A 26,045-nucleotide genomic window follows, 5' to 3' on the forward strand; every position below is an offset into this window, starting at 1 on the left:
CCTCCGGATCGGGTGGAAAGAGGAATACGGGCCCCGCCGACGGCGGGGCGTGAAAGCGCGCGGCTCAGTCGCGCGGGCGCGGCGGCACCGGCAGGTCATCCTGCAGGCGCGGCTCGAACGGGTAGAACGCAGCACCACCGGCGTGGGCCGGGAAGCTGGCATTGAGCGCGCCACCCGCCGCGGGGGCCAGGCTGGAGCGGGGCCACGGTCGCGCCTGCAGTGCTCCCACCTCGCCGAACGGCAGGTTGCGGCTGGCGTTGGCGGGCACCGTCGGGGTCAACGGCGCCTGCGCGGAGGCCACTGCACGCAGCGGGCTGTCATCACGCTGGGCGACGCGCGCGGCCTGCTGACTACGGGTCGCACTGGCGCGACGGGTGTCCTGGCGGCGGCTGGCGGCAGCCATTGCCACCGCCGGCGCAGCCGCCACGGCCATCGCAGCGGTATCCACCGACGCCTCGGTGACCGGCGACTGGCCGCTCGGCGCAGGCGCCAGTTCAGCCTGGCTGGCAATCACCTGCGGTGCCAGCGGCTCGCCGGGGGTGGCCTCCTGCAGCTTCTCGCCGCCCATGAACAGGGCCACGGCAGCGACAGAGGCGGCCAGTGCGGCACCACCGCCCCAGGCCCGCCAACCGCTGCGACGCGCCTGGCGGCGCGGCTCGGCCTGCGGTGCCGGTTCGGCGGCGATGGCAGCGGACACGGTGGCACTGAAGCCGGCCGGGGCCAGCGCCGGGGCCTGCCCGCGCATCACGTCGCCCAGCAGCTGCCAGCGCTCCTGGCAACCCGCCAGCTCCGGATCGTGCTCCATGCGGCGCAACAGGAAGCGCGCTTCATCGGCGCCCAGCTCGCCGTCGACCAGGGCCGACAGCTGTTCGCGGTGGCGCTGGTCCAGGCGCTGCCCGGCAGGGGATTGATGGTTCTGCGATTCGTTGAACGGATTACTGGTCAGATTGCTGGTCATACGCGGCTCTTCTCACGGGTGGCGCTGCCGATGTCCAACAGCGGCCGGAGTTCGGTGTCGATCGCCTCGCGCGCCCGGAAGATCCGTGAACGCACGGTGCCGATCGGGCACCCCATCTTCTGCGCGATATCCTCGTAACTCAGGCCTTCCACCTCGCGCAGGGTGATCGCCAACCGGAGTTCCTCCGGCAGCGCGTTGACGGCCTTCATCACCGTCTGTTCCAGCTCCTGGCGCATCAACTCGCGTTCGGGCGTGTCGGTATCGCGCAGGCGCGTACCGCTGTCGAACTGTTCGGCGTCACCGATGTCGATGTCGTCGGTCGGCGGCCGTCGATTGTGTGAAGCCAGGTAGTTTTTGGCGGTATTCACGGCGATTCGATGCAACCAGGTTGAGAACTGGGCATCACCACGGAAACTTCCGATCGCGCGGTACGCACGGATGAAAGTGTCCTGGGCGACGTCCTGACATTCGCTCCAGTCGGCGATGTAGCGACCGACGAGGGCCACGACCCGATGCTGGTACTTGCGCACCAGGACATCGAACGCCGCGCTCTCACCGCGCTGCACACGCCGGACCAGTTCCAGATCCAGCTCCTGTGGTGTATCAACCTCGGCCATGAGGGGCCGCACTCCTGTCAGCCCAACCGACGTCGGGCAATGAGACTGCCAATCCCGGGAAAAGTTCAGTCGCCGATCACCCGGCGCCGCACCAGCTTTTAACCACCGTTCCGTTAGCGTCCCGGTCCACGGCCATGGATCCGGGGTCGCCACTCCCCTGCTATTGGGATTTGACGCGGGGGAAACAACCTCTGGATCATAGCCGCTTCTCCATACACAACCGGATGGAACGTCCATGCTCTCAGGCTTCGATGGTCTCCGCTTCAGCCACTGGCACCCCGAGATCCGCGACGACGGCGTGGTGGTTCTCTCCCTGGATCGCCAGGACAGCAGCGTCAACGCGATGTCGCAGGACGTGCTGCTGGAACTGGGTGACCTGCTTGAGCGCATCGCGCTGGACCCGCCGAAGGGCGTGGTGGTCCAGTCGCTGAAGAAGGCCGGCTTCATTGCCGGCGCGGATCTGAAGGAATTCCAGGAATTCGACCGCCGCGGCACCGTCAACGATGCGATCCGCCGTGGCCAGGCCACCTACCAGAAACTGGCCGAGCTGCCCTGCCCGACCGTGGCGGCCATCCACGGCCATTGCCTCGGCGGCGGCACCGAGCTGGCCCTGGCCTGCCGCTACCGCGTGGCCTCCAATGACAGCAGCACCCGCATCGGCCTGCCCGAGACCCAGCTGGGCATCTTCCCGGGCTGGGGCGGCAGCGCCCGCCTGCCGCAGCTGGTCGGCGCCCCGGCGGCAATGGACATGATGCTGACCGGCCGCACCCTGTCGGCCTCGGCCGCGCGTGGGATCGGCCTGGTCGACAAGGTGGTGGCGCCGGCGGTGGTGCTCGACACCGCGGTGGCGCTGGCCCTGTCCGGTACCACCCGCCCGTTCAGGCAGCGCGCGACGGCGTGGGCCACCAACACCTGGCTGGCACGCACGCTGCTGGCGCCGCAGATGGTCAAGCAGGTCGCACGCAAGGCCAAGAAGGACCAGTACCCGGCGCCGTACGCGCTGATCAGCACCTGGCAGCGCAGCGGCGGCAAGCCGATCCAGGCGCGCCTGGATGCCGAACGCCGCGCCGTGGTGAAGCTGGCGAGCACGCCGACCGCGCGCAACCTGATCCGCATCTTCTTCCTGACCGAACGCCTGAAGGGCCTGGGCGGCGGCGATTCCGGCATCCGCCACGTGCACGTGGTCGGCGCCGGCGTGATGGGCGGCGACATCGCTGCGTGGGCCGCCTACAAGGGCTTCGAAGTGACCCTGCAGGACCGCGAGCAGCGCTTCATCGACCCGGCCATGGAGCGGGCACAGGCGCTGTTCGCCAAGAAGGTGCGCGACGACAGCAAGCGCCCGGCGGTGGCCGCGCGCCTGCGTGCCGACCTGGAAGGCAACGGCGTGGCCGAGGCCGATCTGGTGATCGAGGCCATCATCGAGAACCCGGAGGCCAAGCGTGCGCTGTACCAGACGCTTGAGCCGAAGATGAAGCACGACGCGTTGCTGACCACCAACACCTCCTCGATTCCGCTGGTGGAACTGCGCGACCACATCCAGCGCCCGGCGCAGTTCGCCGGCCTGCACTACTTCAACCCGGTGGCGCAGATGCCGCTGGTGGAAATCATCCATCACGACGGCATGGCGCCGGAGACCGAGCGCCGCCTGGCCGCGTTCTGCAAGGCACTGGGCAAATTCCCGGTGCCGGTGGCCGGCAGCCCGGGCTTCCTGGTCAACCGCGTGCTGTTCCCGTACATGCTGGAAGCGGCCACCGCATATGCCGAAGGCATTCCGGGCCCGGTGATCGACAAGGCCGCGGTGAAGTTCGGCATGCCGATGGGCCCGATTGAGCTGATCGACACCGTGGGCCTGGACGTGGCTGCCGGTGTCGGCCGCGAGCTGGCGCCGTTCCTCGGCCTGCAGATTCCGGCTGCGCTGCAGACGGTGGAACCGGACAAGCGCGGCAAGAAGGATGGCCAGGGCATCTACACCTGGGAGAACGGCAAGCCGAAGAAGCCGGACGTGGCCAGCGATTACCAGGCACCGGCCGACCTGGAGGACCGCCTGATCCTGCCGCTGTTGAACGAGGCGGTGGCCTGCCTGCACGAAGGCGTGGTGGCCGATGCGGACCTGCTGGATGCGGGCGTGATCTTCGGCACCGGGTTCGCGCCGTTCCGCGGTGGTCCGATCCAGCACATCCGTGCGGTGGGTGCCGATGCGATCGTCGAACGTCTGAAGGCGTTGCAGCAGCGCCATGGCGATCGTTTCGCCCCGCGTCCGGGCTGGGACAACCCCGCCCTGCGCGAACCGGTGGTGTGAGTTGATCGGCCGGGCCTGCGGCCCGGCACCCGCAGAGGCAACGTCAAGTTCCACAGCAGAAGCCAGAGCCAAAGCGGCTCTGGCTTTTCTGTTTGTTGGGCGGGGCGGTGTGGGCAGGCAGGACACGCCGTAAACCCATCCATGGGGGCTCGATGGCGCCATCCATGGCGCCAACGGTCCTGCCTGCCCACACCGCCCCACCCCTGACAGCTTCCCGGTGACGGTCGGTGAATCTCGATTCCGATGTGGATCACTACGAACTGGTGGGTGTCGACCTTGGTCGACACCAGGAGCGAAGCGACCGGCGTTTGATTTTGATTTTCTTTTTTCTTCTCCGTGGCTGGACGCACACGGAAACTGTCAGAGGCCGGGCGGGTGGGTTGCGCAGGACCGTTGGCGCCATGGATGGCGCCATCGAGCCCCCATGGATGGGTTTACGGCGTGTCCTGCGCAACCCACCCGCCCGGCCAAACACGAGATACGCATTGCGCGTCCAGCCACGAGGGGCTGCGCCGTTGGGTGGAACCCCAGTCGAGCAAGCTCGACTCTACGGAACAACCTGTTACCCATACGGGGCATGCCCCCGTCACAGCTGCATGCGATGCTGACCACCTGATCCCTGCCAGCGAGAACGCCCGCATGACCACCATCATCGCCCCGCGCGTGCACGACATCGGCGGACTCGAAGTCCGTCGCGCCGTCCCGACCCTGCAGGCACGCAGCATCGGTTCGTTCGTGTTCGTCGACCAGATGGGCCCGGCACTCATGCATCCCGGTACGGCCATCGACGTGCGCCCGCACCCGCATATCGGCCTGGCCACCGTCACCTATCTGTGGTCGGGCGCCATCGGCCACCGCGACACGCTGGGCTCGGACCAGGTGATCCGACCGGGCGACGTGAACTGGATGACCGCCGGCCGCGGCATTGCCCATTCCGAACGCACGCCGCAGCCCGACCGCGATCACGACAACCCGATCCACGGCATGCAGACCTGGGTCGCATTGCCGAAGTCGCATGAAGAGATTGAACCGGCGTTCTACCACCACGCCGCTGCCACCCTGCCCGAGCAGCGCCGCAAGGGTGCCTGGCTGCGGGTCATCGCCGGCCGCGCCTACGGCGAAGAATCGCCGGTGAAAGTGTTCGCCGACACGCTCAACGTGGCGATCGACCTCGACCCCGATGCGGAGATCGATATCGACAACGGCCACCGCGAGCGCGCGCTGTACATCCTCGAAGGCGACGCGCAGCTGGATGGCGTGGATGTGCCCGCCCAGCACCTGATCATTCCCGAAGCCGGCGCGGTCGGCCGCCTGCGCGCAAAAACCCCGGTGAAGGCGATGCTGTTCGGGGGTGAGCCTTTGGATGGCCCGCGCCACCTGTGGTGGAACTTCGTGTCCAGCTCGAAGGAACGCATCGAGCAGGCCAAGCACGATTGGGAAGCCGGCCGCTTCGGCACCATTCCGGGCGACGACAAGGAGTTCATCCCGCTGCCGCAATACTGAACATCGCGTGTTGCACACACGCCAGGGTGTATCCCTGCACCCGGCGTTGACGCTACAGTCACCCGCTGATCACTGAAATGTGACATAAATCACACTTTCACCGTCAAAGGAGTGCAACACATGAGCATGGGTAAACGCTTGTCCGCCGAGTTCCTCGGCACGTTCTGGCTGGTTCTGGGTGGCTGCGGCAGCGCGGTGCTGGCCGCCAAGTTCGGCGGTGACGGCAATCCGCTGGGTATCGGATTCCTCGGCGTGGCGCTGGCCTTCGGCCTGACCGTGGTGACTGGCGCCTATGCGTTCGGCCACATCTCCGGCGCGCATTTCAATCCGGCGGTCAGCGTCGGTCTGTGGGCCGGTGGCCGCTTCCCGACCAAGGACCTGGTGCCCTACATCATCGCCCAGGTCGCCGGCGGCCTGCTGGCGGGCTTCATTTTGCTGCAGATCGCCTCCGGTGCCAGTGGCTTCGCCATTGATGGCAGCCAGGCCGGCGCATTTGCCAGCAACGGCTATGGCGCGCTGTCGCCCGGGGGCTACAGTGTGGCAGCCGCCTTCCTGTGCGAAGTGGTGCTCACTGCGGTGTTCCTGATCGTGATCATGGGGTCCACCCATGGCAAGGCACCGGCCGGCTTCGCGCCGCTGGCGATCGGCCTGTCGCTGACCCTGATCCACCTGATCAGCATCCCGGTCACCAACACCTCGGTGAACCCGGCCCGCTCCACTGCCGTGGCGTTCTTCGCCGGCAGCGGTGCGGTCAGCCAGCTGTGGCTGTTCTGGGTCGCCCCGCTGCTGGGCGGCGCGATCGGCGGCATCATCTACAAGTGGATCGGCAACGACCGCTGAGGCCTGTGCAGACCATTGCGGCCGACCATCGGCCGCAATGGTTACGCTTGTAACCGCAATTTGTGCGATCGCTCACGTTCCGTTAAGGTTGAGTTGACCGTCCGTGCACATGCCGGGCGGGGTGGCATCCGGGGATGGGATGCCAACGCCCCCATCCATCGGGCGGCGCCAAACGACACACCACCTTGGGGGATGCATGAAGTTCGCGCCTGTAGTGTTGTCGAGCCTGCTGTTCGCCGTGGCCCAGGCCGCCGCGCAGGCTCCCACCGAATGTCCGTCGCTGCCCGCCAGCAGCGGCCTGCAATGGCAGCAGCAGGCGCAGGCCGATTTCCTGGTCTGCCGCGCCAGCACCGGCGACGGCCGCGAAGTGCTGAGCCTGATGCTCAGCGCACGTGATCCGTCCATTCCACTGAACCGCTCGCTGCGCCAGGAAAAGGGCAGCTTCGGCGGTGAATCACTCTACTGGTACCAGCCCGACCTCGGCGGCCAGCAGCCGCCCGGCTATGCCGAGCGGCGGATCAGCGTGGTCAAGCTCGACAAAGGGCGTTACGCGCAGATTTCGCTGTATCCGGACAGCCCGCAGGAACTGGGCTCGCTGCAGCAGCTGGCGCAGGGCATGAGCCTGACGCCGTCGGCCGTGGCCGCCGGGCGCTGACCGTGATGGGGATGACTGCCTGGCAGCATCCCCGCAATGCGGCCCGATCCGACGGTAGTGCCGGCCGCTGGCCGGCACTCCGATCCGCCTTCGTCCGAGGCTGCTGCCGGCCAGCGGCCGGCACTACCTCAGAATTTGCCTTCCTGGAAATCGACGAAGGCCTGCATCAGCTCCTGCCGCGTGTTCATCACGAACGGACCGTGCCGCATCACCGGCTCGCGCAGCGGACGGCCGGCCACCAGGATCAACCGCGCGCCATCACGGCCGGCCGAGATGTGCAGCTGTTCACCGCCGCCCAGCACCGCCAGTTCCTGGCGCGCCACGTCACGCGCGGCGTCCTGCTCGCCTACCGTCAACGCACCTTCGAATACATAGGCAAACGCGTTGTGCCCTTCCGGCAGTGCGTAGGTCCAGGCACGGTCGGGCGCCAGCGTGATGTCCAGGTAGAGCGGATCGGTGGCCGGCTGCACGATCGGCCCGCGGGTACCGTCGACGCTGCCGGCAATCACCTTCACCTCTACGCCGGCGGCCGGCTGCACCACCGGAATGCGCTCGGGCGCGAACTCCTGGTACTTCGGCTCGGTCATCTTGTCCTTCGCCGGCAGATTCACCCACAGCTGGAAACCGCGCATCTGCCCGCTTTCCTGTTCAGGCATCTCCGAATGCACCAGGCCGCGCCCGGCCGTCATCCACTGCACGCTGCCCGGGGTCAGCAGGCCTTCGTTGCCGTGGTTGTCGCGATGCCGCATGCGCCCGTCGAGCATGTAGGTCACCGTCTCGAAACCACGGTGCGGATGCTCGGGGAAACCTGCGATGTAGTCCTCGGCGCGGTCGGTGCCGAATTCATCGAGCAGCAGGAACGGATCCAGGTCGGGCAGCGTCGGGCCGCCGATGACGCGGGTCAGGCGCACGCCGGCACCATCGGAGGTGGGCATGCCACGGATGGTGCGCAGTACGCGGACCGGTTCGGGAAAGCTCATGGCGACTCCTGTTGGATGGATGCCCTTGAAGATGGACGCCACACGGCCGTACGCCAATGGACGGCTCCGCAACCGATTGTTCCATCGCTGATGTTCGCTGCACGGCAGCATTCCCTTCGTACGACCAAAGTACTACCGCAGATTCGTCCTGTGCCAATTGACCGTGTCGAGGGCAAGCAGGACTCTTTGTCTGTCTTTCCGGGAGAGAGCACCTCATGAAAGGGTTTTCCAAACTGGGCTGGGCGGTACTCGCCCTGCTCGGCGCGTTCTGTCTGGGCACCGTTGCGCTGCGTCGTGGCGAACACATCAATGCCCTGTGGATCGTCGTCGCGGCGGTGTCGCTGTACCTCGTCGCCTATCGCTTCTACAGCCTGTTCATCGCCAACAAGGTGATGCAGCTCGATCCAACCCGGGCCACCCCGGCGGTGATCAACAACGATGGCCTGGACTACGTGCCAACCAACAAGCACGTGCTGTTCGGCCACCACTTCGCCGCCATCGCCGGCGCCGGACCGCTGGTCGGCCCGGTGCTGGCCGCGCAGATGGGCTACCTGCCCGGCCTGCTGTGGCTGGTGGTGGGCGTCGTGCTGGCCGGTGCGGTGCAGGACTTCATGGTCCTGTTCCTGTCCAGCCGTCGCAACGGACGATCGCTGGGTGACCTGGTGCGCGAGGAGATGGGCCAGGTGCCCGGCACCATCGCCCTGTTCGGCGCCTTCCTGATCATGATCATCATCCTGGCGGTGCTGGCGATGGTGGTGGTCAAGGCACTCGCCGAGAGCCCCTGGGGCATGTTCACGGTGATCGCAACGATGCCCATCGCGATCCTGATGGGCGTGTACATGCGCTACATCCGCCCCGGCAAGATCGGCGAGATCTCGATCGTTGGCCTGATCCTGCTGCTGGCCGCGATCTGGTTCGGCGGCAAGGTCGCGGCCGACCCGACCTGGGGCCCGGCGTTCACCTTCACCGGCACCCAGATCACCTGGATGCTGATCGGCTATGGTTTTGTCGCTTCGGTGCTGCCGGTGTGGCTGCTGCTGGCACCGCGTGACTACCTGTCGACCTTCCTCAAGATCGGTACGATCATCGCGCTGGCCATCGGCATCCTCGTGGTGATGCCGGAACTGAAGATGCCGGCGCTGACCCAGTTCGCCGCCAGCGGTGACGGCCCGGTGTGGAAGGGCGGCATGTTCCCGTTCCTGTTCATCACCATCGCCTGCGGTGCGGTCTCCGGTTTCCACGCGCTGATTTCCTCCGGCACCACGCCGAAGCTGCTGGCCAATGAGGCGCACATGCGTTACATCGGCTACGGCGGCATGCTGATGGAATCGTTCGTGGCGGTGATGGCGCTGGTGGCGGCGTCGATCATCGATCCGGGCATCTACTTCGCGATGAACAGCCCGGCGGCGGTGATCGGCCCGGATGTGGCGTCGGCCGCGCACTACATCACCAATACCTGGGGCTTCACCATCACCCCGGAACAGCTGACCGCCACGGCAGCGGCAATCGGTGAGCCGACCATCCTGCACCGCGCCGGTGGCGCACCAACACTGGCAGTGGGCATCGCACAGATCCTGCACCAGGCGATTCCAAGCAGCAGCGACGCGATGATGGCGTTCTGGTACCACTTCGCGATCCTGTTCGAAGCGTTGTTCATCCTGACCGCGGTGGACGCCGGCACTCGTGCCGGGCGCTTCATGCTGCAGGACCTGCTCGGCAACTTCGTGCCAGCGTTGAAGAAGACCGAGTCGTGGACCGCCAACATCATCGGTACCGCCGGCTGCGTGGCACTGTGGGGCTACCTGCTGTACACCGGCGTGGTCGATCCGTTCGGTGGCATCCAGACGCTGTGGCCGCTGTTCGGCATCTCCAACCAGATGCTGGCCGGTATCGCGCTGATGCTGGGCACGGTGGTGCTGTTCAAGATGAAGCGTGACCGCTACGCGTGGGTCACTGCGGTGCCGGCGGTGTGGTTGCTGATCTGCACCACCTACGCCGGCTTCATCAAGATCTTCGACAGCAATCCGGCACAGGGCTTCCTGGCACAGGCGCACAAGTTCCAGGCGGCGCTTGCCAGCGACACCATCACTGCGCCGGCCAAGTCGGTGGCGCAGATGAAGCAGATCGTGGTCAACGCCTACGTCAACACCGGCCTGACCGCGCTGTTCCTGCTGGTGGTTGGGGCGGTGCTGGTGTATTCGATCAAGACCATCCTGGCGGCGCGCCGCAACCCGCAGCGCAGCGACCGCGAGACCCCGTACGTGGCGCTGAAGCCGCATGAAATGGTGGATCTGTGATGAGCACGCAACTGGTTCCCGCCGGCCAGTACCAGGCGCACCGCCGCATCTGGCGGCGCCTGGTGCAGACCGCTCGCCTGTGCTGTGGCATTCCTGATTACGACAACTATGTCCGGCACATGCTGGAGAAGCATCCGGACCAGGAGCCGATGGACTACAAGACGTTCTTCCGCGAGCGGCAGGAAGCGCGATATGGCGGCCGCAATGGCGGGCGCTGCTGCTGAGGTGAAAGTGGGTGGCGGGCTTGCAGCCCGCCGCCCGCCGATTCAACTTCAACTGCAACTGCAAGAGCGTCGGCTCTGGGTTTCTGTTTGGTTGGCGGGGCAGTGTGGGCTTGCAGGACACGCCGTAAACCCTTCCATGGGGGCTCGATGGCGCCATCCATGGCGCCAACGGTCCTGCAAGCCCACACCGCCCCACCTCTGACAGATTGCCGGTGACGGCGAGACACATGCGGGGTCAGATCCGTTTCCCGAAGGAAACGGATCTGACCCCATTTTGTTTATCGATATCTGACAGATGTGCCGACCAACGGTCGGCACCCACCAACAGCCGCGTGAACCTGTCGAAGGCGGGGCACTGTGGGTGTGCGGGGTGTGAGCCGCATGGATGCGGCGACCAAGCCCCCATGGATGGGTTTACGGCGTCCCCGCACACCCACAGTGCCCCGCCAACCCATGGAATGCCGCTTCGGCTTTTGACGTTGCCGTTGATTGAAGCGGGTGCAGGGCTGCAAGCCCTGCTGGCCTACTCCACCAGGGTAATGGGAGTGAGCGTGACCTTGGCGTTGTTCGCTGCTCCCATGCGATCGGTGTACGCCTGCCCGCGTTGGACAAGATAGAAGCTGTCCAGGTAATCGATGTCGTTGGAGAACCACGACGACGGCATCGCCTTGAGGATCGCGCCGGCGATATCGGCAATGACCGCATACTCCGGTGCGAACGCACCCAGCGCTGCCTTCACACCGTTGCTCAACGCCACCAGCAGGTCCTGGTAGTTGGTGTCACCGTCATCCTCGAACAACTGCACGTTGGCGGCGTTGAACCGATAGTTGCCCCACAGGACCAGCGCCTGCTGCGGCGTGTAGTCGGTCTTGTCATAGTCCAGGTAGGGCATGTCGACCGTGGCCATCTCCGGCTCCGCCTTGCCGATCTGCAGCCCGGACACCACCGCGAACACCTCTGCCGCGCCCAGTGCCCACGGCTCCTGGTCGTCGGCCAGGCGGATGCGGTCCAGCCGGGTGATGTCCAGTGATGCACGCGCGCCATCGGCCGACAGCTGGATGCGCTCGGGCGATTGCAAGCCCCGTGCGCGCAGGCCGGCGTTGACCAGCGCCATGCCCTCCTGCACCGAGCGCCGGGTATCGACATCGACGATCAAGACCGGGAATGCCGGTGCCTGCTTCGCGTCCAGCACATGCGCGCGGCCCCGCGCGTCGTAGGCCGTCAGCGTGGTCCAGTCACGATCATTGCCCCGTGGCAGGCTGGCCACCCACAACTGGCGCGGCGCGATGTCAGCCAGCGACTGGCCGTCCGGCACGTAGGCGCGCAGCTGCAGCAGCCCCTCGCCCTGCGCTGGCAAGCCCTTGGCCTGGCGCAGCTGCTGATCGTTGCTGGCCAGCGAGACGCTGGCCTGGGTGCGGACGCCCGGGTCGAAGCGCTCCATCACGGCATCCAGTGCCACGCCCCGTTCCGGCGAAGCCGCCAGCGTGGTGCGCACGGCCTCGGCGAAGCCGGGTTGGGCAATCAATCCCGCCACCTCACGCGCACTGGCCTCGGTTACGGCCTGTATCTGACCGCCACGCGCGGCAACATCGGCTTGCGCCGCTGCCCCGGCGCTGGCCAACAGCAGTGCCAGCAGCGTGGTCCCCCCAATCATCCGTCGATGCGTCATTCCAGCCCCCAGGCAACGTCGCTGCGGAGGAGCGACAGGTGCTGTCTACGCTACGTCGTGGCCACCATACGATCCGGTATGTACCGCACAGTTCCGCCTGCGGCCTGCAAAAAAAGAGCCGAGCATCGGCTCGGCTCTACACGGGATCGCGATGCCAGGTGTGGCCCGGCTCAGCCGGTGGCCATCCACTTCAGGATCAAGCCGGTGACATACGCCAGGCCCGTACCGGTGGCATAGCCCACCGTGCCCAGCAGCACGCCCACCGGGGCCAGCGTAGGGTGGAAAGCCGCCGCCACCACGGGGGCCGATGCCGCCGCACCGATGTTGCCCTGCGAACCGATCGCGAAGAAGAACAACGGTGCGCGCAGCAGCTTGGCAACGATCCACAGCACCAGCACGTGCGTGGCCATCCAGATCGCACCCAGCAGGAACAGCCACGGACGATCCAGCAGCGACAGCAGGTTCATCTGCATGCCGATGCAGGCGATCAGGAAGTACAGGAACACCGTGCCCAGCCGCGAGGCACCCGCTGCTTCCAGCCGGCGTGCGCGGGTGAAGCTCAGGCCCAGGCCCATTGCGGTGGACAGCAGGATCACCCACACGAACTGACTGTCCAGGCTGAACTGGCTGGCCCAGCTGACGTTGGCCTTGAACCAGCCCGACAACGGCGCCGCGATCGCATGGGCCAGGCCGACGCCGCCCAGCGCCACGCCGACGATCACCATCAGGTCGGTCATGCTGGGAATGCGCGCGTTCTGCGCCTCGTAGGCACTGATGCGGGCCTTCATCTCGTCAATGGCGCGGGTATCGGCACCGTTGCGGGTGTCGATCTGCTGCGCACGGTTGGCCAGGAACAACAGGATCGCCATCCACAGGCTGGCGCAGGCCACGTCGACCACCGCGAACTGTCCGAAAGTGGTGGCATCGGTACCGAACACTTCGCGCATCGCGACCATGTTGGCGCCGCCGCCAATCCAGCTGCCAGCCAGTGCGGCCATGCCGGCCCAGGTGTCGCCGGCCACGGTTTCCGGGTGGATCAGCTTCATCAGCTGGAACGAGACGATGGCGCCGAGCATGATGCCGGCGGTACCGGCACAGAACACGATCAGCAGTTTCGGACCGAGCTTGATGACGCCCTTCAGGTCGATCGACAGGGTCAGCAGGACCAGCGCGGCAGGCAGAAGCACATCACGTGCGACCGGGTTGTACAGCGAGGTGTTGTGGCCGTCGATGACACCGGCGGTGTTGTAGATGGCGGGGATGAAGTAGCACAGCAGCAGTGCCGGCACCCAGGCGAAGATCTTCTTCAGCAAGGGGGTCGGGCCGCTGGCAGCCCAGAAGATCAGGGCCAGGGTGGCGGCAATCAGGCCCAGTCCAACGATGTCGTTGCTGATCAGGGCAGTAGCGGGTTCGGTCGGCATGGGATCCTCTGTCGATCGAAAGAGCGGAAAAAAAAGCGCCGCATAAGGCGGCGCAGGTCGAGATTAACATTGTCTTCACGCCGGGTCATGCTGCAGTGCCGACCACGACCCCATCCTCTCCGGGAGCCTCCTCATGCAGCTCGGCGCTTTCTCGGTCAGCCTCTCAGTGAAGGACCTGGCCGCCTCCCGTGCGTTCTATGAAGCGCTGGGCTTCTCGGTCACCGGTGGTGATCCGGCACAGAACTGGCTGGTGTTGCGCAGCAACGGCACGGTGATCGGACTGTTCCAGGGCATGTTCGAGGGCAACCTGCTGACTTTCAATCCCGGCTGGGACCAGCACAAGCAGGAACTGCCGCACTTCCAGGACGTACGTGAACTCCAGGCCGAGCTGGACTCCAAGGGCATCGCGCTGGCAGTACGTACCGACCCTGAGGGCCAGGGTACCGGCTACCTGCAGTTGGCCGATCCTGATGGGAATGTGATCCTGATCGACCAGCACGTGGCGCGCCCGGACAGGCGGTGACACGCACAGCATGCCAACCAAGGTTGGCATCCACCACGACAGCCCGATCAGCTCGGGCGCGATGCGCTGAAATCCAGGGTGGCGCGCGTACCACGCGCTTCGCAGGGTTGCAGCCGCAGGGTCCATCCCAGGTGCTCGCACAGACGCGCGATCAGGTCCAGGCCGATGCCTCCACCGCGGTCGGCGCGGTCGCCCCGGGCCATGCGCGCATGAATCGCGGCGATCTCTTCCGGGCTCATGCCGTGCCCCGGATCCTGCAGGGTAAGCACCGCCGAAGGACTGAGATGCAGCTCGATGTGCCCGCGCCCGCTGTTCTCGATGGCGTTGCGCAGCAGGTTGCCGATCGCCGCCTGCACCACCGCCAGCGGCGCAACGATATCCACCGGCGCGGCCTGGATGCCAATGCTCAGATCCTTGTCACCCAGCAGGTGACGATGGTCGTCGACAATCTCCGGCAGCAGCTGGTCCAGCGCGATGCGCTCGGCCCGTGCGGCCAACCGCGCCGGGTCACGCGCCAGCACCAGCAGCAGTTCGATCAGCTGTTCCACGTTCTGCGCCGTACGCAGCACCCGCTGCATCTGCTGGCGTGCCCGATCCGGCAGGCCCGGTTGTTCCAGTGCCAGTTCCGCGGCGCCGGTCATCACCGCGATCGGCGTGCGCAGTTCATGGCTGGCGGTACTGATGAACACCCGCTCGCGCTCGACGAACTGCTCGTTGCGGTCCAGGTAGTCGTTCAACGCATCGGCGATGGTATGCAGCTCGGAACTGCCGCGCGGGTCCACGTTGATGCGCTGCCCCTGCACACCCGGCCGCAGCGCGCCGATATGCTGGGCCAGCAGGCTCAGCGGACGCACCATCCGCTCCATGCCGAACGAAGCCATCAGCACGGTGACGAAGATCATGATCACCCCGGCCAGCATCACCCAGCGCGTGGCGAACTGCTCCAGGTCATGGAAGTCGGAGATGTCCAGCGCCAGCGCCACCCGCCCCATCGAGCCGGTGTCGCGCACCATCACGGCGGTCTGCCGCCCCTTGATCGGTACCCCATCGTGCAGCCCCGGGTGCAGCGTGCGAACGCTCTCGGGCATGTTGCCTTCATCGAAACGGAACAGGCTGAGCGTGTCCGAGTCCTGCCAGCGGTAATGCGGCTCGTGCTCGGTATGGTCGACGATGCTGTCCAGTTCGGAGTTGAGCAGCGCGCGCCAGGCCGCATGCTCGGCGTGCTCGTGCACGTAGTTGCCGACGCTGAACACCGCGATCGACAACAGCGCCAGGTAGCCCAGCAACCACCACACCACGCGCCGGTACAGCGGTCCCGGCTTACGCGCCTTCATCGTCATCCCTGGCCGGATCGTTGGCCGAAGTCACCGCCAGCCGGTAGCCGACCCGCGGCAGGGTGTGGATCAGCTTGTCAGCGAACGGGCCATCGACGCTGCGGCGCAGTTCGTAGACATGCGAACGCAACAGGTCTCCATCCGGTGGCTCGTCACCCCATAAAGCGAATTCCAGCTGCTGGCGGGTGACCGCACCGGGGCTGGCACGCATCAGTACTTCCAGCAGCTTGCGGCAGGCCGGGTACAGATGCAGTACCTGGCTGCCGCGCTGCGCCTCCAGGGTGGCCAGGTCCAGCACCAGGTCGCCCACCTGCAGCCGCTTGCGCGGATTGCGGCCCTGCGCACGCAGCAGCAGCGCCTCCAGCCGCACCTCCAGCTCGGGAAGGGCGAACGGCTTGGTCAGGTAGTCGTCGGCACCGGCGCGGAAGCCGGCGATCTTGTCCGGCAGCTCGTCACGTGCGGTCAGCATGATCACCGGTACTTCCGAGGCGTGCTCGGCGCGCAGGCGGCGCAGCACCTCCGGCCCCTCCATGCGCGGCAGCATCCAGTCCAGGATCACCGCATCGTAGGGGTGGCTGCCGGCCAGGTGCAGGCCGGTGATGCCATCCGGGGCCACGTCCAGCACATGCCCGCGCGACTCGAAATAGTCGAACAGGTTGGCCACCAGCTGGCGGTTGTCCTCGATCACCAACAGACGCATGCACGAAACATCCACGGAAGTTCGTAACATGGTAGCGCTGCCCATGTCGGAATGCGGTCGCCTTGGCCACCTCCGACGCTTTTCCCACCCCTGCCGCCTCAGAATGGCTGTTTTGCTCCCGGAGCCCGCCGTGCCCGTAGCCCTGCCCCGTCGTTGGCGCCTGCCCCTGCTGTGGCTGCTGATCATTGCCGCGCTGGCGGCCGGTATCGGCATGCGCCAGCCGCAGCCACCGGACGAGCCCCGCTTCGTGCTGGCTGCCCGCACCATGGTCGAGAGCGGGCAATGGCTGCTGCCCCACCGGGGCGTCGAGCTGTATGCGGAGAAGCCGCCGGTGTTCATGTGGCTGCAGGCGGCGGCCTACGAGGTGGTGGGCAGCTGGCAATGGTCGTTCCTGCTGCCCTCGCTGCTGGGCGCCCTGCTCAACCTGTGGCTGGTCTCGGACCTGGCGCGGCGCCTGTGGTCACCCCGTCATTCGCTGTACGCCGTGGCTGCGTTGTTCTGCACCCTGCAGTTCGGCCTGATGGCCAAGCGCGCGCAGATCGACATGGTGCTGGTGGGCATGACCACGGTGGCCCTGTGGGGCCTGATGCGCCACCTGTGCGAGCGCCGCAACCTGCCCGCCCTGTGGCTGGCCGGTTTCGCCGCCGGTGTCGGCACGGTGACCAAGGGCGTGGGTTTCCTGCCGCTGCTGATGGTGCTGCCCTGGTTCGGCTGGTGGCTGTACCAGCGTCGCCGCGGCCATGTGGTGGAGGGCCCGCGCCCGGCCAGCCTGCTCTGGCTGATCCCGGCCTTCCTGCTGGGCGTGGGGGTGTGGCTGGCACCGCTGGGCTGGGCCCTGCTGCATGCGCCCAGCGCCGAGCTGCAGGCCTATGCGCATGAGCTGTTGTTCAAGCAGACCGGCACCCGCTACGCCAACGCCTGGCATCACCGCCAGCCCGTCTGGTACTACCTGCAGGTGATCCTCACCCTGTGGCTGCCGGGCAGCCTGCTGCTGCCGCTGCTGTTCAAGCCGTGGTGGCGCCGCCTGCGCCGTGGCGACCGCCGGCAGTGGCTGCTGCTGGGCTGGGCGCTGCTGGTGCTGGTGTTCTTCAGTGCCAGCCCGGGCAAGCGCGAGGTCTATCTGCTGCCGATGCTGCCGGCGATGGCACTGGCCGTCGCACCGCTGCTGCCAGGCCTGCTGCGCCGGCTGTGCGTGCGCCGCTACCTGTTCGGCTACAGCGTGGTGCTGATGCTGGCCACCGGCGTGCTTGGCGTGATGCTGATGACCGAACATCCGTGGGCCTTGGCGCAGCTGGAGCGCCGGGCCATGCCTGACACCCTGCTGCCGGTGCTCGGCGACGGTCTGCTGACCTTCGCCATCGCCCTGGCCACGTTGATCGTATGGCTGAGGGTACGGCGCGCAGCGACCCTGGTGCTGCTGACCCACGGCATGCTGTGGATGCTGTACGGGCTGGTGCTGATCCCGGCGCTGGACCCCTACGCCTCGGCCTCGGCATTGATGCGCCGGGTCGGCGCGCGGATCGGCCCGGATGCCGAACTGGCGCTGGTGGCCTGGCGTGAACAGAACCTGCTGCAGGCCGACCGCCCGGTGCGCGAGTTCGGCTTCAAGCGCCCGTGGGCCGAGCAGTGGCACGATGCGGGCCCGTGGCTGGCCGAGGCGCCGGACAAGCGCTGGCTGCTGGTGCTGGACGATGCGATGAGCCCCTGCGTGGACCCGGCCAAAGTGATCGATATCGGCGTGGCAAACCGCAATCGCTGGCAGCTGCTTCCGGGTACCGCCTGGGACCCGCAATGCCATGCCGAGCGGGCCGGGTCGACCGCCGAAGAAGACTGAATGTTGGCTCGTGCCGGGCAAGCATTAACCCGGCACGAACGAGCGTCCGACCCTTCTCCGACATCCAGGTGACGAGCATGGCCGCGGATTCCCGAACCGCCCTTTCCCAGCATGCCCGTCCGTCCCATTGATTCGGTAGCGCCGCTTGCGACATCGCCGCTGGCGTCAAGATTTGCCGTAACTCACCTCTGGCTGCCTGTCGCCATCGGCCTGCCCGTGTTCACGCTGCTGATGGGCTTCGGCGGCGATCAGTGGGTCGCCGACCACCTGTTCCGCCTTGAGGGTGGCCACTGGGCGTTGCAGGACGCCTGGGTCACCCGCACGCTCGTCCACAAGGCCGGCAAGTGGATGAGCACGGCAGCAGCGCTGGTAGCGATCCTGTTGTGCTTCCACCATTGGCGCAAGGGCCGTGACCGGACCCTGCGCTGGGCGCTGCTTTATGTCGTTGCTGCCATGGCATTGGGCACCGGAGTGATCTCCCTGCTGAAGTCGCTGATACCGATGGAATGCCCGTGGGACCTGCTGCGCTATGGCGGCCACCAGCCCTTCATCGGATTGTTCACCCTGCGCCCGGCCGGCATGGCGCCGCAGGCGTGTTTCCCGGCCGGGCACGCCAGCGCGGGCTACGCCTGGCTTTGCCTGTACTTCTTCGCCCTGCTGTGGCGGCCGTCGTGGCGCTGGGCCGGATTGTGGATCGGCCTGGGCAGCGGCCTGGTGTTCGGCATCAGCCAGCAGCTGCGCGGGGCGCACTTCCTTTCGCATGACGTTGCCACGGCCTTGACGTGCTGGCTGCTTTCGTTGGGCCTGTATGTCCTGATCCGCCGTCAGCTGGACCGTCCATACCGCCAGGAGGCAAACGCATGAGCGCATCGGTCCAACGCTCTACCCGCCTGCCGGCCCTGGCAAGCCTCCTCCGCTGGCGGCCGCAGCTGTCCACCGAAGCACTGATCGCGCTGACCAGCCTGTTCTTCGCGGTGGCCGGCAACGGCCTGTTCTGGCACAGCGCGATGGCCAGCCATCCGGGCAGCCTGCGCTACGCCCTTTCGCTGCTGCTGTTGCTGCTGGGTACGCACGGCGTACTGCTCGGCATCCTGGTCTGGCGCTGGAATGCCAAGGTGGTGATCAGCCTGCTGCTGCTGGTGACTGCATTCGCCGCGCACTACATGAGCCGTTACCACATCTACCTGGATGCGGACATGCTGCGCAACGTGCTGGCGACCGACCCCAAGGAAAGCCGCGAACTGATGACGGTGTCACTGGTGTGGCCGGTGCTGCTGCTGGCGGTGCTGCCGATGGTGGTGCTGTGGCGGGTGCAGCTGCGCCGCCGCAGCTGGGGCCGCAGCCTGCTGTGGCGCCTCGGCTTCCTGGTGGTGGCCGCAGTGACCGCGGTCGGCGGCGCGTTGATCTCGTTCCAGGACGTCTCGGCGCTGATGCGCAACCAGCGTGAAGTGCGCTATCTCGCCACGCCGGCCAACGTGCTGCTGGGCATGCCGCGTGCACTGCGTGGCGACAATCCGGTGCAGCGCGCGCCGAAGCTGCCGATCGGCACCGACGCCAAGGCCACCCCGCGTGCACCGGCCAGCAAGCCGCGCCTGCTGGTGATCGTGATGGGCGAGACCGTGCGCGCGCAGAACTGGGGCCTCAACGGCGGCCGCAACACCACGCCGGAACTGGCGCAGGCGCCGGTGATCAACTTCCCGGACATGCACTCGTGCGGTACCAGCACCGAAGTCTCGCTGCCGTGCCTGTTCTCGCCATGGGGGCGACACGACTATGACGAGAAGAAGATCCGCGCGCACCAGTCGCTGCTGCACGTGCTGAACCGTGCCGGCATCGCACCGCTGTGGCGTGACAACCAGTCCGGCTGCAAGGGCGTGTGCGAAGGCCTGGACTTCCAGTCGTTGTCCGACGCGACCACGCCGGGGCTGTGTGCCGATGGCCGCTGCATGGACGAGATCCTGCTGCAGGACCTGGCCACCCAGGTGCGCGCCAAGCCCGGTGACCGGGTGGTGGTGCTGCACCAGCTGGGCAACCACGGCCCGGCCTACTTCGAGCGCTATCCGCCGGCATTCCGCCGCTTCACCCCGACCTGCGACACCCGTGACATCGGCCGCTGCTCGCGCGAAGAGATCACCAACAGCTACGACAATGCCGTGCTGTACACCGATCACTTCCTGAGCAAGACCATCGGCACCCTGCAGGGCCTGCAGGACTACGACACGGCGATGATCTACCTGTCCGACCACGGCGAGTCGCTGGGCGAGAAGGGCCTGTTCCTGCACGGCGTGCCCTACGCCATCGCCCCGGCCGAGCAGACCCGCGTGCCGATGACGATGTGGTTCTCACCGGGCTTCGCCAGCAGCCGTGGACTGGACCTGCAGTGCGTGCGCAAGCGTTCGGCGGCGTACGCCGACCACGACAACCTGTTCCCGTCGGTGCTGGGCCTGATGCAGGTGAAGACCTCGCTGTACGAGCGCGACCGCGACGTGTTCGCCAACTGCGAAGGGTGAGGGTTGTTCGGCAGGGCTTGCAGCCCTGCACCTGCAGAGGCAACCGCAACGGCCGAAGCAACAGCAACAGCGTGCATTCCGTGGGATGGCGGGGTGGGTCCGGGGGCGGGAGACGCCGTGAACCCATCCCTGGGGGCTTGGCCGCGGCATCCATGCCGCGGACACTCCCGCCACCGGACCCACCCCGCCTTCGACAGTTTTCCGCGATCTGTTGGAACGGCAGTCTGCTCTGGTGGGTGTCGACCTTGGTCGACACGGCAGATCTGATTCAAATTTGATTTTCGATATCTGACAGATGTGTCGACCAAGGTCGACACCTACCGACAGCACACGGAATCTGTCAGAGGTGGGGCGGTGTCGGAATGCGGGGTGTCAGCCGCATGGATGCGGCTGCCAAGCCCCCATGGGTAAGGGCGCTTTGCTTGCGAAGCACTGCTTCGCAAGCGCCCGAACGCCCAGCCGCCAGCGGCTGGGCCGGACCGCGGAGCGGGGTTCACGGCGTCCCCGCACTCCGACACCGCCCCGCCATCCCACGGATAGCCCGCTTCTGCTGTTGCTTCGGCCTTTGCCGTTGCTTCTGCGGGTGCAGGGCGCAGCCCTGCCGAACCCTACCGACTTCCGCCACTTGCGGTGGCAGCGGCTGCCCACTAGCCTTCGGCCGTCGTTCACCACCCAAGGACCGCCCGTGAAACACCGCCATCTCCTGCTGGCCTCGGCGATCGCCGCCGCCACGCTGGCCCTGGTCGCCTGCAAGAAGGAACCGTCGCCCGGCACCGAGACCGCCAGCCCCAGCGCACCGGCCGGCGAAACCGCCGACCAGTTCGTGGCCCGCATCAATGCCGAATTCAAGGCCGCCTACCCGGAGATGACCTCGGCGCAGTGGCTGTCCTCCACCTACATCAACAGCGATTCCGAACGCATCGCGGCCAAGGCCAACGAACGCTCGCTGACCCAGCTCAACAGCTGGATCGAGCAGGCCGCCAAGTTCGACGGCAAGCCGATGAGCGAGGACAGCAAGCGCGCGATCCACCTGCTGAAGCTGATGTCCTCGATGCCGGCGCCGCGTGACCCGGCCAAGCTGGCTGAGCTGACCCAGATCGCCACCCGCATGGAAGGCAGCTACGGGGCCGGCAAGTACTGCACCGACGCCAACGATCCGAACTCCTGTCGCCAGCTGGGCGAACTGGAGCAGGTGCTGGCGCGCAGCCGCGACTACGACAAGCAGCTCGATGCCTGGCAGGGCTGGCACAGCACCACCAAGAGCATGCGCGGCGATTACCAGAAGTTCGTCGGCCTGGTGAACGAAGGTGCCAAGGGCATGGGCTTCACCGATGCTGGCCAGATGTGGCGCAGCGGCTACGACATGCCGCCGGAGCAGATCGGCCCGGAAACCGACCGCCTGTGGGAACAGGTCAAGCCGATGTACGAGCAGCTGCACTGCTACGCGCGCGGCAAGCTGGACAAGACCTACGGCAAGGACAAGGCCGAAGTGGGCAATGGCCTGATTGCCGCGCACCTGCTGGGCAACATGTGGCAGCAGGACTGGTCGAACCTGTGGGACCAGCTGGAGCCGTACCCGGGTGCCGGCAGCCTGGACATCACCGCAGCGCTTGAAAAGCAGTACCAGAGCAACCTGAGCGCCGCGCTGGCCAAGGCCGGCAAGGATGCCAACGTGGCCGCGCAGTACAAGGCGCAGCGCGAGGCCGAACTGCGTACCGCCAGGCAGATGACCGAGCGCGCGCAGGACTTCTACGTGTCGCTGGGCATGCCCTCGCTGCCGCAGTCGTACTGGGAAAAGACCCAGTTCATCAAGCCCGATGACCGCGACGTGGTCTGCCACGCCAGCGCCTGGGACATGAACATGGAAGGCGATGTGCGCACCAAGATGTGCATCAAGCCGAACGAAGAGAACTTCACCACCATCTACCACGAGCTGGGCCACATCTATTACGACCTGGCCTACAACCCGCTGCCGCCGCTGTTCCAGGGCGGTGCCAACGATGGCTTCCATGAAGCGATCGGCGACACCATCGTGCTGGCGATGACGCCCAAGTACCTCAGCTCGATCGGCCTGGTCGATGCGCCGACCGAGAGTCGCGAGGCGGTCATCAACAACCAGATGCGCATGGCGCTGTCGGGCGTGTCCTTCCTGCCGTTCGGGCTGATGATCGACCGCTGGCGCTGGGGCGTGTTCGACGGTTCGATCACCGCCGACAACTACAACAAGGCGTGGTGGGACCTGAAGGCCAAGTACCAGGGCGTGGCCCCGGCCAGCACCCGTGGCGAAGAGTTCTTCGACCCGGGCGCAAAGTACCACGTGCCGGGCAACACCCCGTATACCCGCTACTTCCTGGCGCGCATCCTGCAGTTCCAGTTCTACAAGGGCCTGTGCGATGCGGCTGGCTACAAGGGCCCGCTGCATGAGTGCACCTTCTACGGCAACAAGGAAGCCGGCCAGAAGTACTGGGCGATGCTGAGCAAGGGTGCCAGCCAGCCGTGGCAGGCCACGCTGAAGGAACTGACCGGCACCGACAAGCTCGATGCCGGCCCGATGATCGAGTACTTCACCCCGGTCAACGAGTGGCTGAAGCAGCAGAACGAAGGCCAGATGTGCGGCTGGCAGGCCAACGCGGCCCCGGCGGCGAAATGAAAGAAGGGGCGGATCCGCGAGGATCCGCCCCTTTCTGGTAGTGCCGGCCGCTGGCCGGCAACTACGCGATGAAGACCCAACGGGCAGCCGGCCAGCGGCCGGCGCTACCGAAATGCCTGTCAGCTGTTCTTCTTCGCCGCCATCGCTGCGGCCAGCTCGGCCTTGAATTCCTCGAAGGTCTGGCCCTTCTCCTTCGCTTCGGCCTGCGCGGCATCGCGCAGCGCATCGGAGTACATCAGGCGCACCGGCGTGCCGTTGCGCTCGTGCAGTTCACCGGCCTGCATGATCAACGCCAGCACCTGCGCAGCGCTCTCGCTGTGGCCGGCGATACGGCCATCCATGCCCAGCACCCATTCGCCGTCGCGGCGCACGACCCCGGCCAGCAGGGTGCGCTGTGCATCGCGCAGTTCGGCATGCGGCTCCACCGGCGAGGCCTGGGCAGCAGCCTTGTTGGCGGCCTGCTTTTCCTGGCGACGACGCTGGTCGCGGCGGGTCTTGGAGCTGGTGGACATGGTGCGGTACCGCGGCGAGGGGGGCGCAAGGATAGCGCACCCCGCCCGCCGGGCCACTTCACGCACGTTCGATCCCGCACGATCAGTCCAGTACTTTGCCGTGCCGCCAGTAGCCCATGAAGGTGATCGCGCGGCGGTCCAGCCCGCAGTCGCGGACCAGATGCCGGCGGATCGCCATCACGGCCCCCGCCTCGCCCGCCACCCAGGCGTACAGCGGCCCCGCCACGCTGGCATCGGCCTGCTCCCACAGGATCTGCGCATCGACGTCGATCTCTTCCAGCTCATCACCGGCGGCCACGCTCGAGGCCGCTGCCAGGCGTTCCTGCACCGCCTGCAGCAGGGGCTGCCCGTAGGCCGCCTGCCCGCGCGGCAGCCAGACCAGTTCGGCGCTGGCCGGCGCGGTCAACGGCACCGCATCACCGGCCTGGGCGACTTCCAGCAGGGCCAGCGTGCGTGGCGGATCGGCCATGCCCGCCAGTTCCTCCAGGATGCCGGCCACGGCCGGCAACGCGGTCTCGTCAGCCACCAGCAGCACCTGGCCCACGCCGGCCGGCGGCTTCCATTCCCAGCCTTCGCTGCTGTCGGCGCAGTCGGCATCCGGAGCCAGCAGCACCACACGGTCGCCCGGGCGTGCATGCATGGCCCAGCGCGAGGCGGGCCCGGTCACGCCGTGGATGACGAAATCGACGTCGACCTCGCCCTGCTCAGCGCGCAGCTGGCGGATGGTGTAGGTGCGCATCGGAGGGCGCTGGTCGTCAGGCAGGGCCCGGTAGCGCGGGTACCAGTCCTCGCCGCTGGGGACCTGCGGAAGGTCCTGGCCGGGCAAGGGGAAGAACACCTTGATCCGCTGGTCCGGGCCTTCGGTCTTCATCCGTGCCACGTCGGCACCGGTGAACACCATGCGGTCCAGCGAGGGGGAAAGCACGCGGCGCTCTTTCAGCGCCACCTCGAACAGGCGGTAGGTCTGCTGCGCAGCCATGGGGGAACCTCATGCAACGACATTGGATCGGCTGGCTGTCGTGCACCCCTGCACCGGCTGGCTGGAGTCCCCAGCCTAATCCGGTGGTGTTCCGCCGCAAGGGGTGCAGGCACCGCGCCCCGCCCTACCCCTGCGCGCTGCTCAATGGCCCGTGCAGGCTGCCTGCGCCACGCGTTCACGCTGGTGTTCCCAGTACCAGAACACGAATCCGACGGCGAAAAAGGCCGCCTGGCCCAGTGCCAGGTGCAACGGGCTGGCACTGAGCAGCGGCGATACCACGCCCGCCACCACGGTGCTGATCATCAGCTGCGCAAAAGCCTGCAGCGAAGACGCCAGGCCTCGCTGATGCGGGTACATGTCCAGCACCGCCAGCGCCAGGATCGGGAAGATCAGCGCCATGCCCATGCCGCCCAGGAAAATCGGCAGCACCGCCCACGGCAGCACGAACTGCGGCGCCAGTGCCACGTAGCCGACGTTCAGCAGTACCGACAGTGCGCAAAGCGCGAAACCGATGGCGACCTGACGGGTGGGCGTGGTGTGCCCGGCCATGCGCCCGGACAGGAACGAGCCGGTGGTCATGCCACCGATGGTCGGGATGAACAGCCAGGCGAAGCCGCCCTCGCCCAGATGCAGATGCTGCATCACGAACACCGGCGCCGAGGAGATGTACAGGAAGATGCCGCCGAAGCCGATGCTGCCGGCCAGGGCCAGGCGCAGGAAACGCGGGTTGAAGCCGATGCGCACGTAGTCGCGCATCAGTACCCGCGGAGACAATGGCACCCTTGCCTCGACCGGATGCGTTTCCGGCAGGTAGCGTGCGGTGGCCGCCAGCAGCACCAGCGCAAACACCACCAGGAACCAGAAGATCAGTGGCCAACCGGCGCCGCTGAGCAGGATCCAGCCGCCGATGATCGGCGCGATCGCCGGGGCGATGCCGAACAGCATCGACACCTGGCTCATCAGCCGCTGCGCGTCATGGCCGTGGTAGAGGTCGCGGATCACCGCGCGGCCGACGATCATGCCGACACCCGCCGACAGGCCCTGCAGCGCGCGGAACGCCAGCAGCGTGGTCAGGTCGGTGGACAGCGCACAGCCGACCGAGGCGCCGACAAACACCACCAGGCCGCCGAGGATCACCCGCTTGCGGCCCCAGGCATCGGACAGCGGGCCGTGCGCCAGGCTCATCAGGCCGTAGAACAGCAGGTACACGCTGATGGTCTGCTGCACCGCCACCTCGTCCACCGCCAGGCGCTGGGCCAGCTGCGGGAAGGCCGGGAAGATAGTGTCGATCGAGAACGGACCGAACATGGCCAGGCCGGCGAGCAGCAGGGCCATGCGGCGGGTGGAAGGAGCAACAGCGGCGGTCATGGGGAAGGCGTCCGGCAGGGCCATGCGCGGCACGCACGGCGGGCGCCGGTCCCCCTGCAGCAGGGACGGCGCCAGATGAATTCGGGTATCCGCCCATCATAGGTGGGGATTGCGCCCGATGCCATGCAGCAGTGCACAAAACGCACGGACGGGCCATCGGCCATTCAGGCGC

21 protein-coding genes are annotated in these 26,045 nt (G+C 66.9%); 11 read left to right on the plus strand and 10 right to left on the minus strand.

All coding sequences use genetic code 11. The annotated features are described in order from the left end of the window. Nucleotides 1-64: 64 nt before the first annotated feature. The gene (locus N440_RS12800; RefSeq protein WP_133936029.1) at nt 65-946 is read right to left on the minus strand and encodes a sigma-E factor negative regulatory protein; all 882 of its coding nucleotides are present in this window, start codon (nt 944-946) and stop codon (nt 65-67) included. Nucleotides 947-954: 8 nt separating this feature from the next. Then, nucleotides 955-1,575: an RNA polymerase sigma factor RpoE gene (gene rpoE, locus N440_RS12805; protein WP_006462516.1), complete on the minus strand. Its 621-nt coding sequence runs from the start codon at nt 1,573-1,575 to the stop codon at nt 955-957. Nucleotides 1,576-1,810: 235 nt separating this feature from the next. Here rpoE and N440_RS12810 point away from each other — a divergent pair, with 235 nt between their 5' ends. The 4 genes from N440_RS12810 to N440_RS12825 all read left to right on the plus strand — a co-directional run bounded on the left by N440_RS12810 (nt 1,811) and on the right by N440_RS12825 (nt 6,872). Beyond that, a complete protein-coding gene (locus N440_RS12810) occupies nt 1,811-3,874 on the plus strand; it encodes a 3-hydroxyacyl-CoA dehydrogenase NAD-binding domain-containing protein (protein WP_133935304.1) in 2,064 nt (687 codons plus the stop codon). 639 nt (nt 3,875-4,513) lie between these two features. Further along, nucleotides 4,514-5,377 carry a pirin family protein gene (locus N440_RS12815; RefSeq protein WP_053450482.1) on the plus strand — a complete coding sequence of 288 codons (864 nt, stop codon included), beginning with the start codon at nt 4,514-4,516 and terminating at the stop codon, nt 5,375-5,377. A gap of 120 nt (nt 5,378-5,497) precedes the next feature. Next, nucleotides 5,498-6,217 carry an aquaporin Z gene (aqpZ, locus tag N440_RS12820; protein ID WP_006462519.1) on the plus strand — a complete coding sequence of 240 codons (720 nt, stop codon included), beginning with the start codon at nt 5,498-5,500 and terminating at the stop codon, nt 6,215-6,217. 196 nt (nt 6,218-6,413) lie between these two features. Next, entirely contained in the window at nt 6,414-6,872 is a 459-nt protein-coding gene (locus N440_RS12825; protein WP_008266318.1) for a hypothetical protein, read from the plus strand. Nucleotides 6,873-7,000: 128 nt separating this feature from the next. Here the strand turns inward: N440_RS12825 and N440_RS12830 are convergent, their stop codons facing one another. Continuing rightward, on the minus strand, nt 7,001-7,852 hold the full coding sequence (locus N440_RS12830; RefSeq protein ID WP_133935305.1) for a pirin family protein: 852 nt from the start codon (nt 7,850-7,852) through the stop codon (nt 7,001-7,003). A 215-nt stretch (nt 7,853-8,067) separates the two neighbouring features. Between N440_RS12830 and N440_RS12840 the strand changes: the two genes are divergently transcribed. Both N440_RS12840 and N440_RS12845 read left to right on the plus strand, forming a co-directional pair. Continuing rightward, complete coding sequence (locus N440_RS12840) at nt 8,068-10,149, plus strand: carbon starvation CstA family protein (RefSeq protein WP_006462520.1); 2,082 nt, start codon at nt 8,068-8,070, stop codon at nt 10,147-10,149. Continuing rightward, on the plus strand, nt 10,149-10,373 hold the full coding sequence (locus tag N440_RS12845; RefSeq protein ID WP_005410613.1) for a CstA-like transporter-associated (seleno)protein: 225 nt from the start codon (nt 10,149-10,151) through the stop codon (nt 10,371-10,373). Before N440_RS12840 ends, N440_RS12845 begins: the two co-directional genes overlap by 1 nt. A 523-nt stretch (nt 10,374-10,896) precedes the next feature. Here the strand turns inward: N440_RS12845 and N440_RS12850 are convergent. Together N440_RS12850 and N440_RS12855 are read right to left on the minus strand one after the other, a co-directional pair. Further along, nucleotides 10,897-12,027, minus strand: a complete 1,131-nt coding sequence (locus tag N440_RS12850) for a DUF3103 family protein (RefSeq protein WP_166671559.1) — start codon at nt 12,025-12,027, stop codon at nt 10,897-10,899. A gap of 185 nt (nt 12,028-12,212) precedes the next feature. Next, the gene (locus N440_RS12855) at nt 12,213-13,463 is read right to left on the minus strand and encodes a DUF819 family protein (RefSeq protein WP_133935308.1); all 1,251 of its coding nucleotides are present in this window, start codon (nt 13,461-13,463) and stop codon (nt 12,213-12,215) included. 133 nt (nt 13,464-13,596) lie between these two features. On the opposite strand from N440_RS12855, the gene N440_RS12860 reads away from it, so the two are divergent. Beyond that, nucleotides 13,597-13,986, plus strand: a complete 390-nt coding sequence (locus N440_RS12860; protein WP_133935309.1) for a VOC family protein — start codon at nt 13,597-13,599, stop codon at nt 13,984-13,986. 47 nt (nt 13,987-14,033) lie between these two features. On the opposite strand, the gene N440_RS12865 is transcribed toward N440_RS12860, so the two are convergent. Both N440_RS12865 and N440_RS12870 read right to left on the minus strand, forming a co-directional pair. Next, entirely contained in the window at nt 14,034-15,320 is a 1,287-nt protein-coding gene (locus N440_RS12865; protein WP_133935310.1) for a HAMP domain-containing sensor histidine kinase, read from the minus strand. Further along, nucleotides 15,307-16,020, minus strand: coding sequence for a response regulator transcription factor (locus N440_RS12870; protein WP_133935311.1), 714 nt, complete (start codon nt 16,018-16,020; stop codon nt 15,307-15,309). Before N440_RS12870 ends, N440_RS12865 begins: the two co-directional genes overlap by 14 nt. 130 nt (nt 16,021-16,150) lie before the next feature. Here N440_RS12870 and N440_RS12875 point away from each other — a divergent pair, with 130 nt between their 5' ends. The 4 genes from N440_RS12875 to N440_RS12890 all read left to right on the plus strand — a co-directional run bounded on the left by N440_RS12875 (nt 16,151) and on the right by N440_RS12890 (nt 23,014). Further along, nucleotides 16,151-17,854, plus strand: coding sequence for a glycosyltransferase family 39 protein (locus N440_RS12875; RefSeq protein WP_133935312.1), 1,704 nt, complete (start codon nt 16,151-16,153; stop codon nt 17,852-17,854). A 111-nt stretch (nt 17,855-17,965) separates the two neighbouring features. After that, nucleotides 17,966-18,718, plus strand: coding sequence for a phosphatase PAP2 family protein (locus N440_RS12880; RefSeq protein WP_133935313.1), 753 nt, complete (start codon nt 17,966-17,968; stop codon nt 18,716-18,718). Next, nucleotides 18,715-20,364 (plus strand): phosphoethanolamine--lipid A transferase, encoded by a 1,650-nt coding sequence (locus tag N440_RS12885; RefSeq protein WP_133935314.1) that lies wholly within the window; start codon nt 18,715-18,717, stop codon nt 20,362-20,364. The genes N440_RS12880 and N440_RS12885 overlap by 4 nt, the downstream gene beginning before the upstream one ends. Before the next feature lie 685 nt (nt 20,365-21,049). Beyond that, nucleotides 21,050-23,014: a M2 family metallopeptidase gene (locus N440_RS12890; protein ID WP_133935315.1), complete on the plus strand. Its 1,965-nt coding sequence runs from the start codon at nt 21,050-21,052 to the stop codon at nt 23,012-23,014. Nucleotides 23,015-23,133: 119 nt separating this feature from the next. On the opposite strand, the gene N440_RS12895 is transcribed toward N440_RS12890, so the two are convergent. The 3 genes from N440_RS12895 to N440_RS12905 all read right to left on the minus strand — a co-directional run bounded on the left by N440_RS12895 (nt 23,134) and on the right by N440_RS12905 (nt 25,873). After that, a complete protein-coding gene (locus N440_RS12895; RefSeq protein ID WP_008265644.1) occupies nt 23,134-23,526 on the minus strand; it encodes a hypothetical protein in 393 nt (130 codons plus the stop codon). Between the two features lie 82 nt (nt 23,527-23,608). Continuing rightward, on the minus strand, nt 23,609-24,505 hold the full coding sequence (locus tag N440_RS12900) for a siderophore-interacting protein (RefSeq protein ID WP_133935316.1): 897 nt from the start codon (nt 24,503-24,505) through the stop codon (nt 23,609-23,611). A gap of 141 nt (nt 24,506-24,646) precedes the next feature. Beyond that, the gene (locus tag N440_RS12905; protein ID WP_133935317.1) at nt 24,647-25,873 is read right to left on the minus strand and encodes a multidrug effflux MFS transporter; all 1,227 of its coding nucleotides are present in this window, start codon (nt 25,871-25,873) and stop codon (nt 24,647-24,649) included. Nucleotides 25,874-26,045 lie beyond the last annotated feature (172 nt).

The sequence above is a fragment of the Stenotrophomonas sp. CC22-02 genome, from assembly GCF_004365115.1.
In the GTDB taxonomy this organism is placed as follows: Bacteria; Pseudomonadota; Gammaproteobacteria; order Xanthomonadales; family Xanthomonadaceae; genus Stenotrophomonas; species Stenotrophomonas forensis.

What these genes read in the sequence shown, in the direction of transcription:
- rpoE (WP_006462516.1), bottom strand. Translation starts at nt 1,575, where the DNA reads ATGGCCGAGGTTGATACACCACAGGAGCTGGATCTGGAACTGGTCCGG.
- N440_RS12810 (WP_133935304.1), top strand. Translation starts at nt 1,811, where the DNA reads ATGCTCTCAGGCTTCGATGGTCTCCGCTTCAGCCACTGGCACCCCGAG.
- N440_RS12815 (WP_053450482.1), top strand. Translation starts at nt 4,514, where the DNA reads ATGACCACCATCATCGCCCCGCGCGTGCACGACATCGGCGGACTCGAA.
- aqpZ (WP_006462519.1), top strand. Translation starts at nt 5,498, where the DNA reads ATGAGCATGGGTAAACGCTTGTCCGCCGAGTTCCTCGGCACGTTCTGG.
- N440_RS12825 (WP_008266318.1), top strand. Translation starts at nt 6,414, where the DNA reads ATGAAGTTCGCGCCTGTAGTGTTGTCGAGCCTGCTGTTCGCCGTGGCC.
- N440_RS12830 (WP_133935305.1), bottom strand. Translation starts at nt 7,852, where the DNA reads ATGAGCTTTCCCGAACCGGTCCGCGTACTGCGCACCATCCGTGGCATG.
- N440_RS12840 (WP_006462520.1), top strand. Translation starts at nt 8,068, where the DNA reads ATGAAAGGGTTTTCCAAACTGGGCTGGGCGGTACTCGCCCTGCTCGGC.
- N440_RS12845 (WP_005410613.1), top strand. Translation starts at nt 10,149, where the DNA reads ATGAGCACGCAACTGGTTCCCGCCGGCCAGTACCAGGCGCACCGCCGC.
- N440_RS12850 (WP_166671559.1), bottom strand. Translation starts at nt 12,027, where the DNA reads ATGATTGGGGGGACCACGCTGCTGGCACTGCTGTTGGCCAGCGCCGGG.
- N440_RS12855 (WP_133935308.1), bottom strand. Translation starts at nt 13,463, where the DNA reads ATGCCGACCGAACCCGCTACTGCCCTGATCAGCAACGACATCGTTGGA.
- N440_RS12860 (WP_133935309.1), top strand. Translation starts at nt 13,597, where the DNA reads ATGCAGCTCGGCGCTTTCTCGGTCAGCCTCTCAGTGAAGGACCTGGCC.
- N440_RS12865 (WP_133935310.1), bottom strand. Translation starts at nt 15,320, where the DNA reads ATGAAGGCGCGTAAGCCGGGACCGCTGTACCGGCGCGTGGTGTGGTGG.
- N440_RS12870 (WP_133935311.1), bottom strand. Translation starts at nt 16,020, where the DNA reads ATGCGTCTGTTGGTGATCGAGGACAACCGCCAGCTGGTGGCCAACCTG.
- N440_RS12880 (WP_133935313.1), top strand. Translation starts at nt 17,966, where the DNA reads ATGCCCGTCCGTCCCATTGATTCGGTAGCGCCGCTTGCGACATCGCCG.
- N440_RS12885 (WP_133935314.1), top strand. Translation starts at nt 18,715, where the DNA reads ATGAGCGCATCGGTCCAACGCTCTACCCGCCTGCCGGCCCTGGCAAGC.
- N440_RS12895 (WP_008265644.1), bottom strand. Translation starts at nt 23,526, where the DNA reads ATGTCCACCAGCTCCAAGACCCGCCGCGACCAGCGTCGTCGCCAGGAA.
- N440_RS12900 (WP_133935316.1), bottom strand. Translation starts at nt 24,505, where the DNA reads ATGGCTGCGCAGCAGACCTACCGCCTGTTCGAGGTGGCGCTGAAAGAG.
- N440_RS12905 (WP_133935317.1), bottom strand. Translation starts at nt 25,873, where the DNA reads ATGACCGCCGCTGTTGCTCCTTCCACCCGCCGCATGGCCCTGCTGCTC.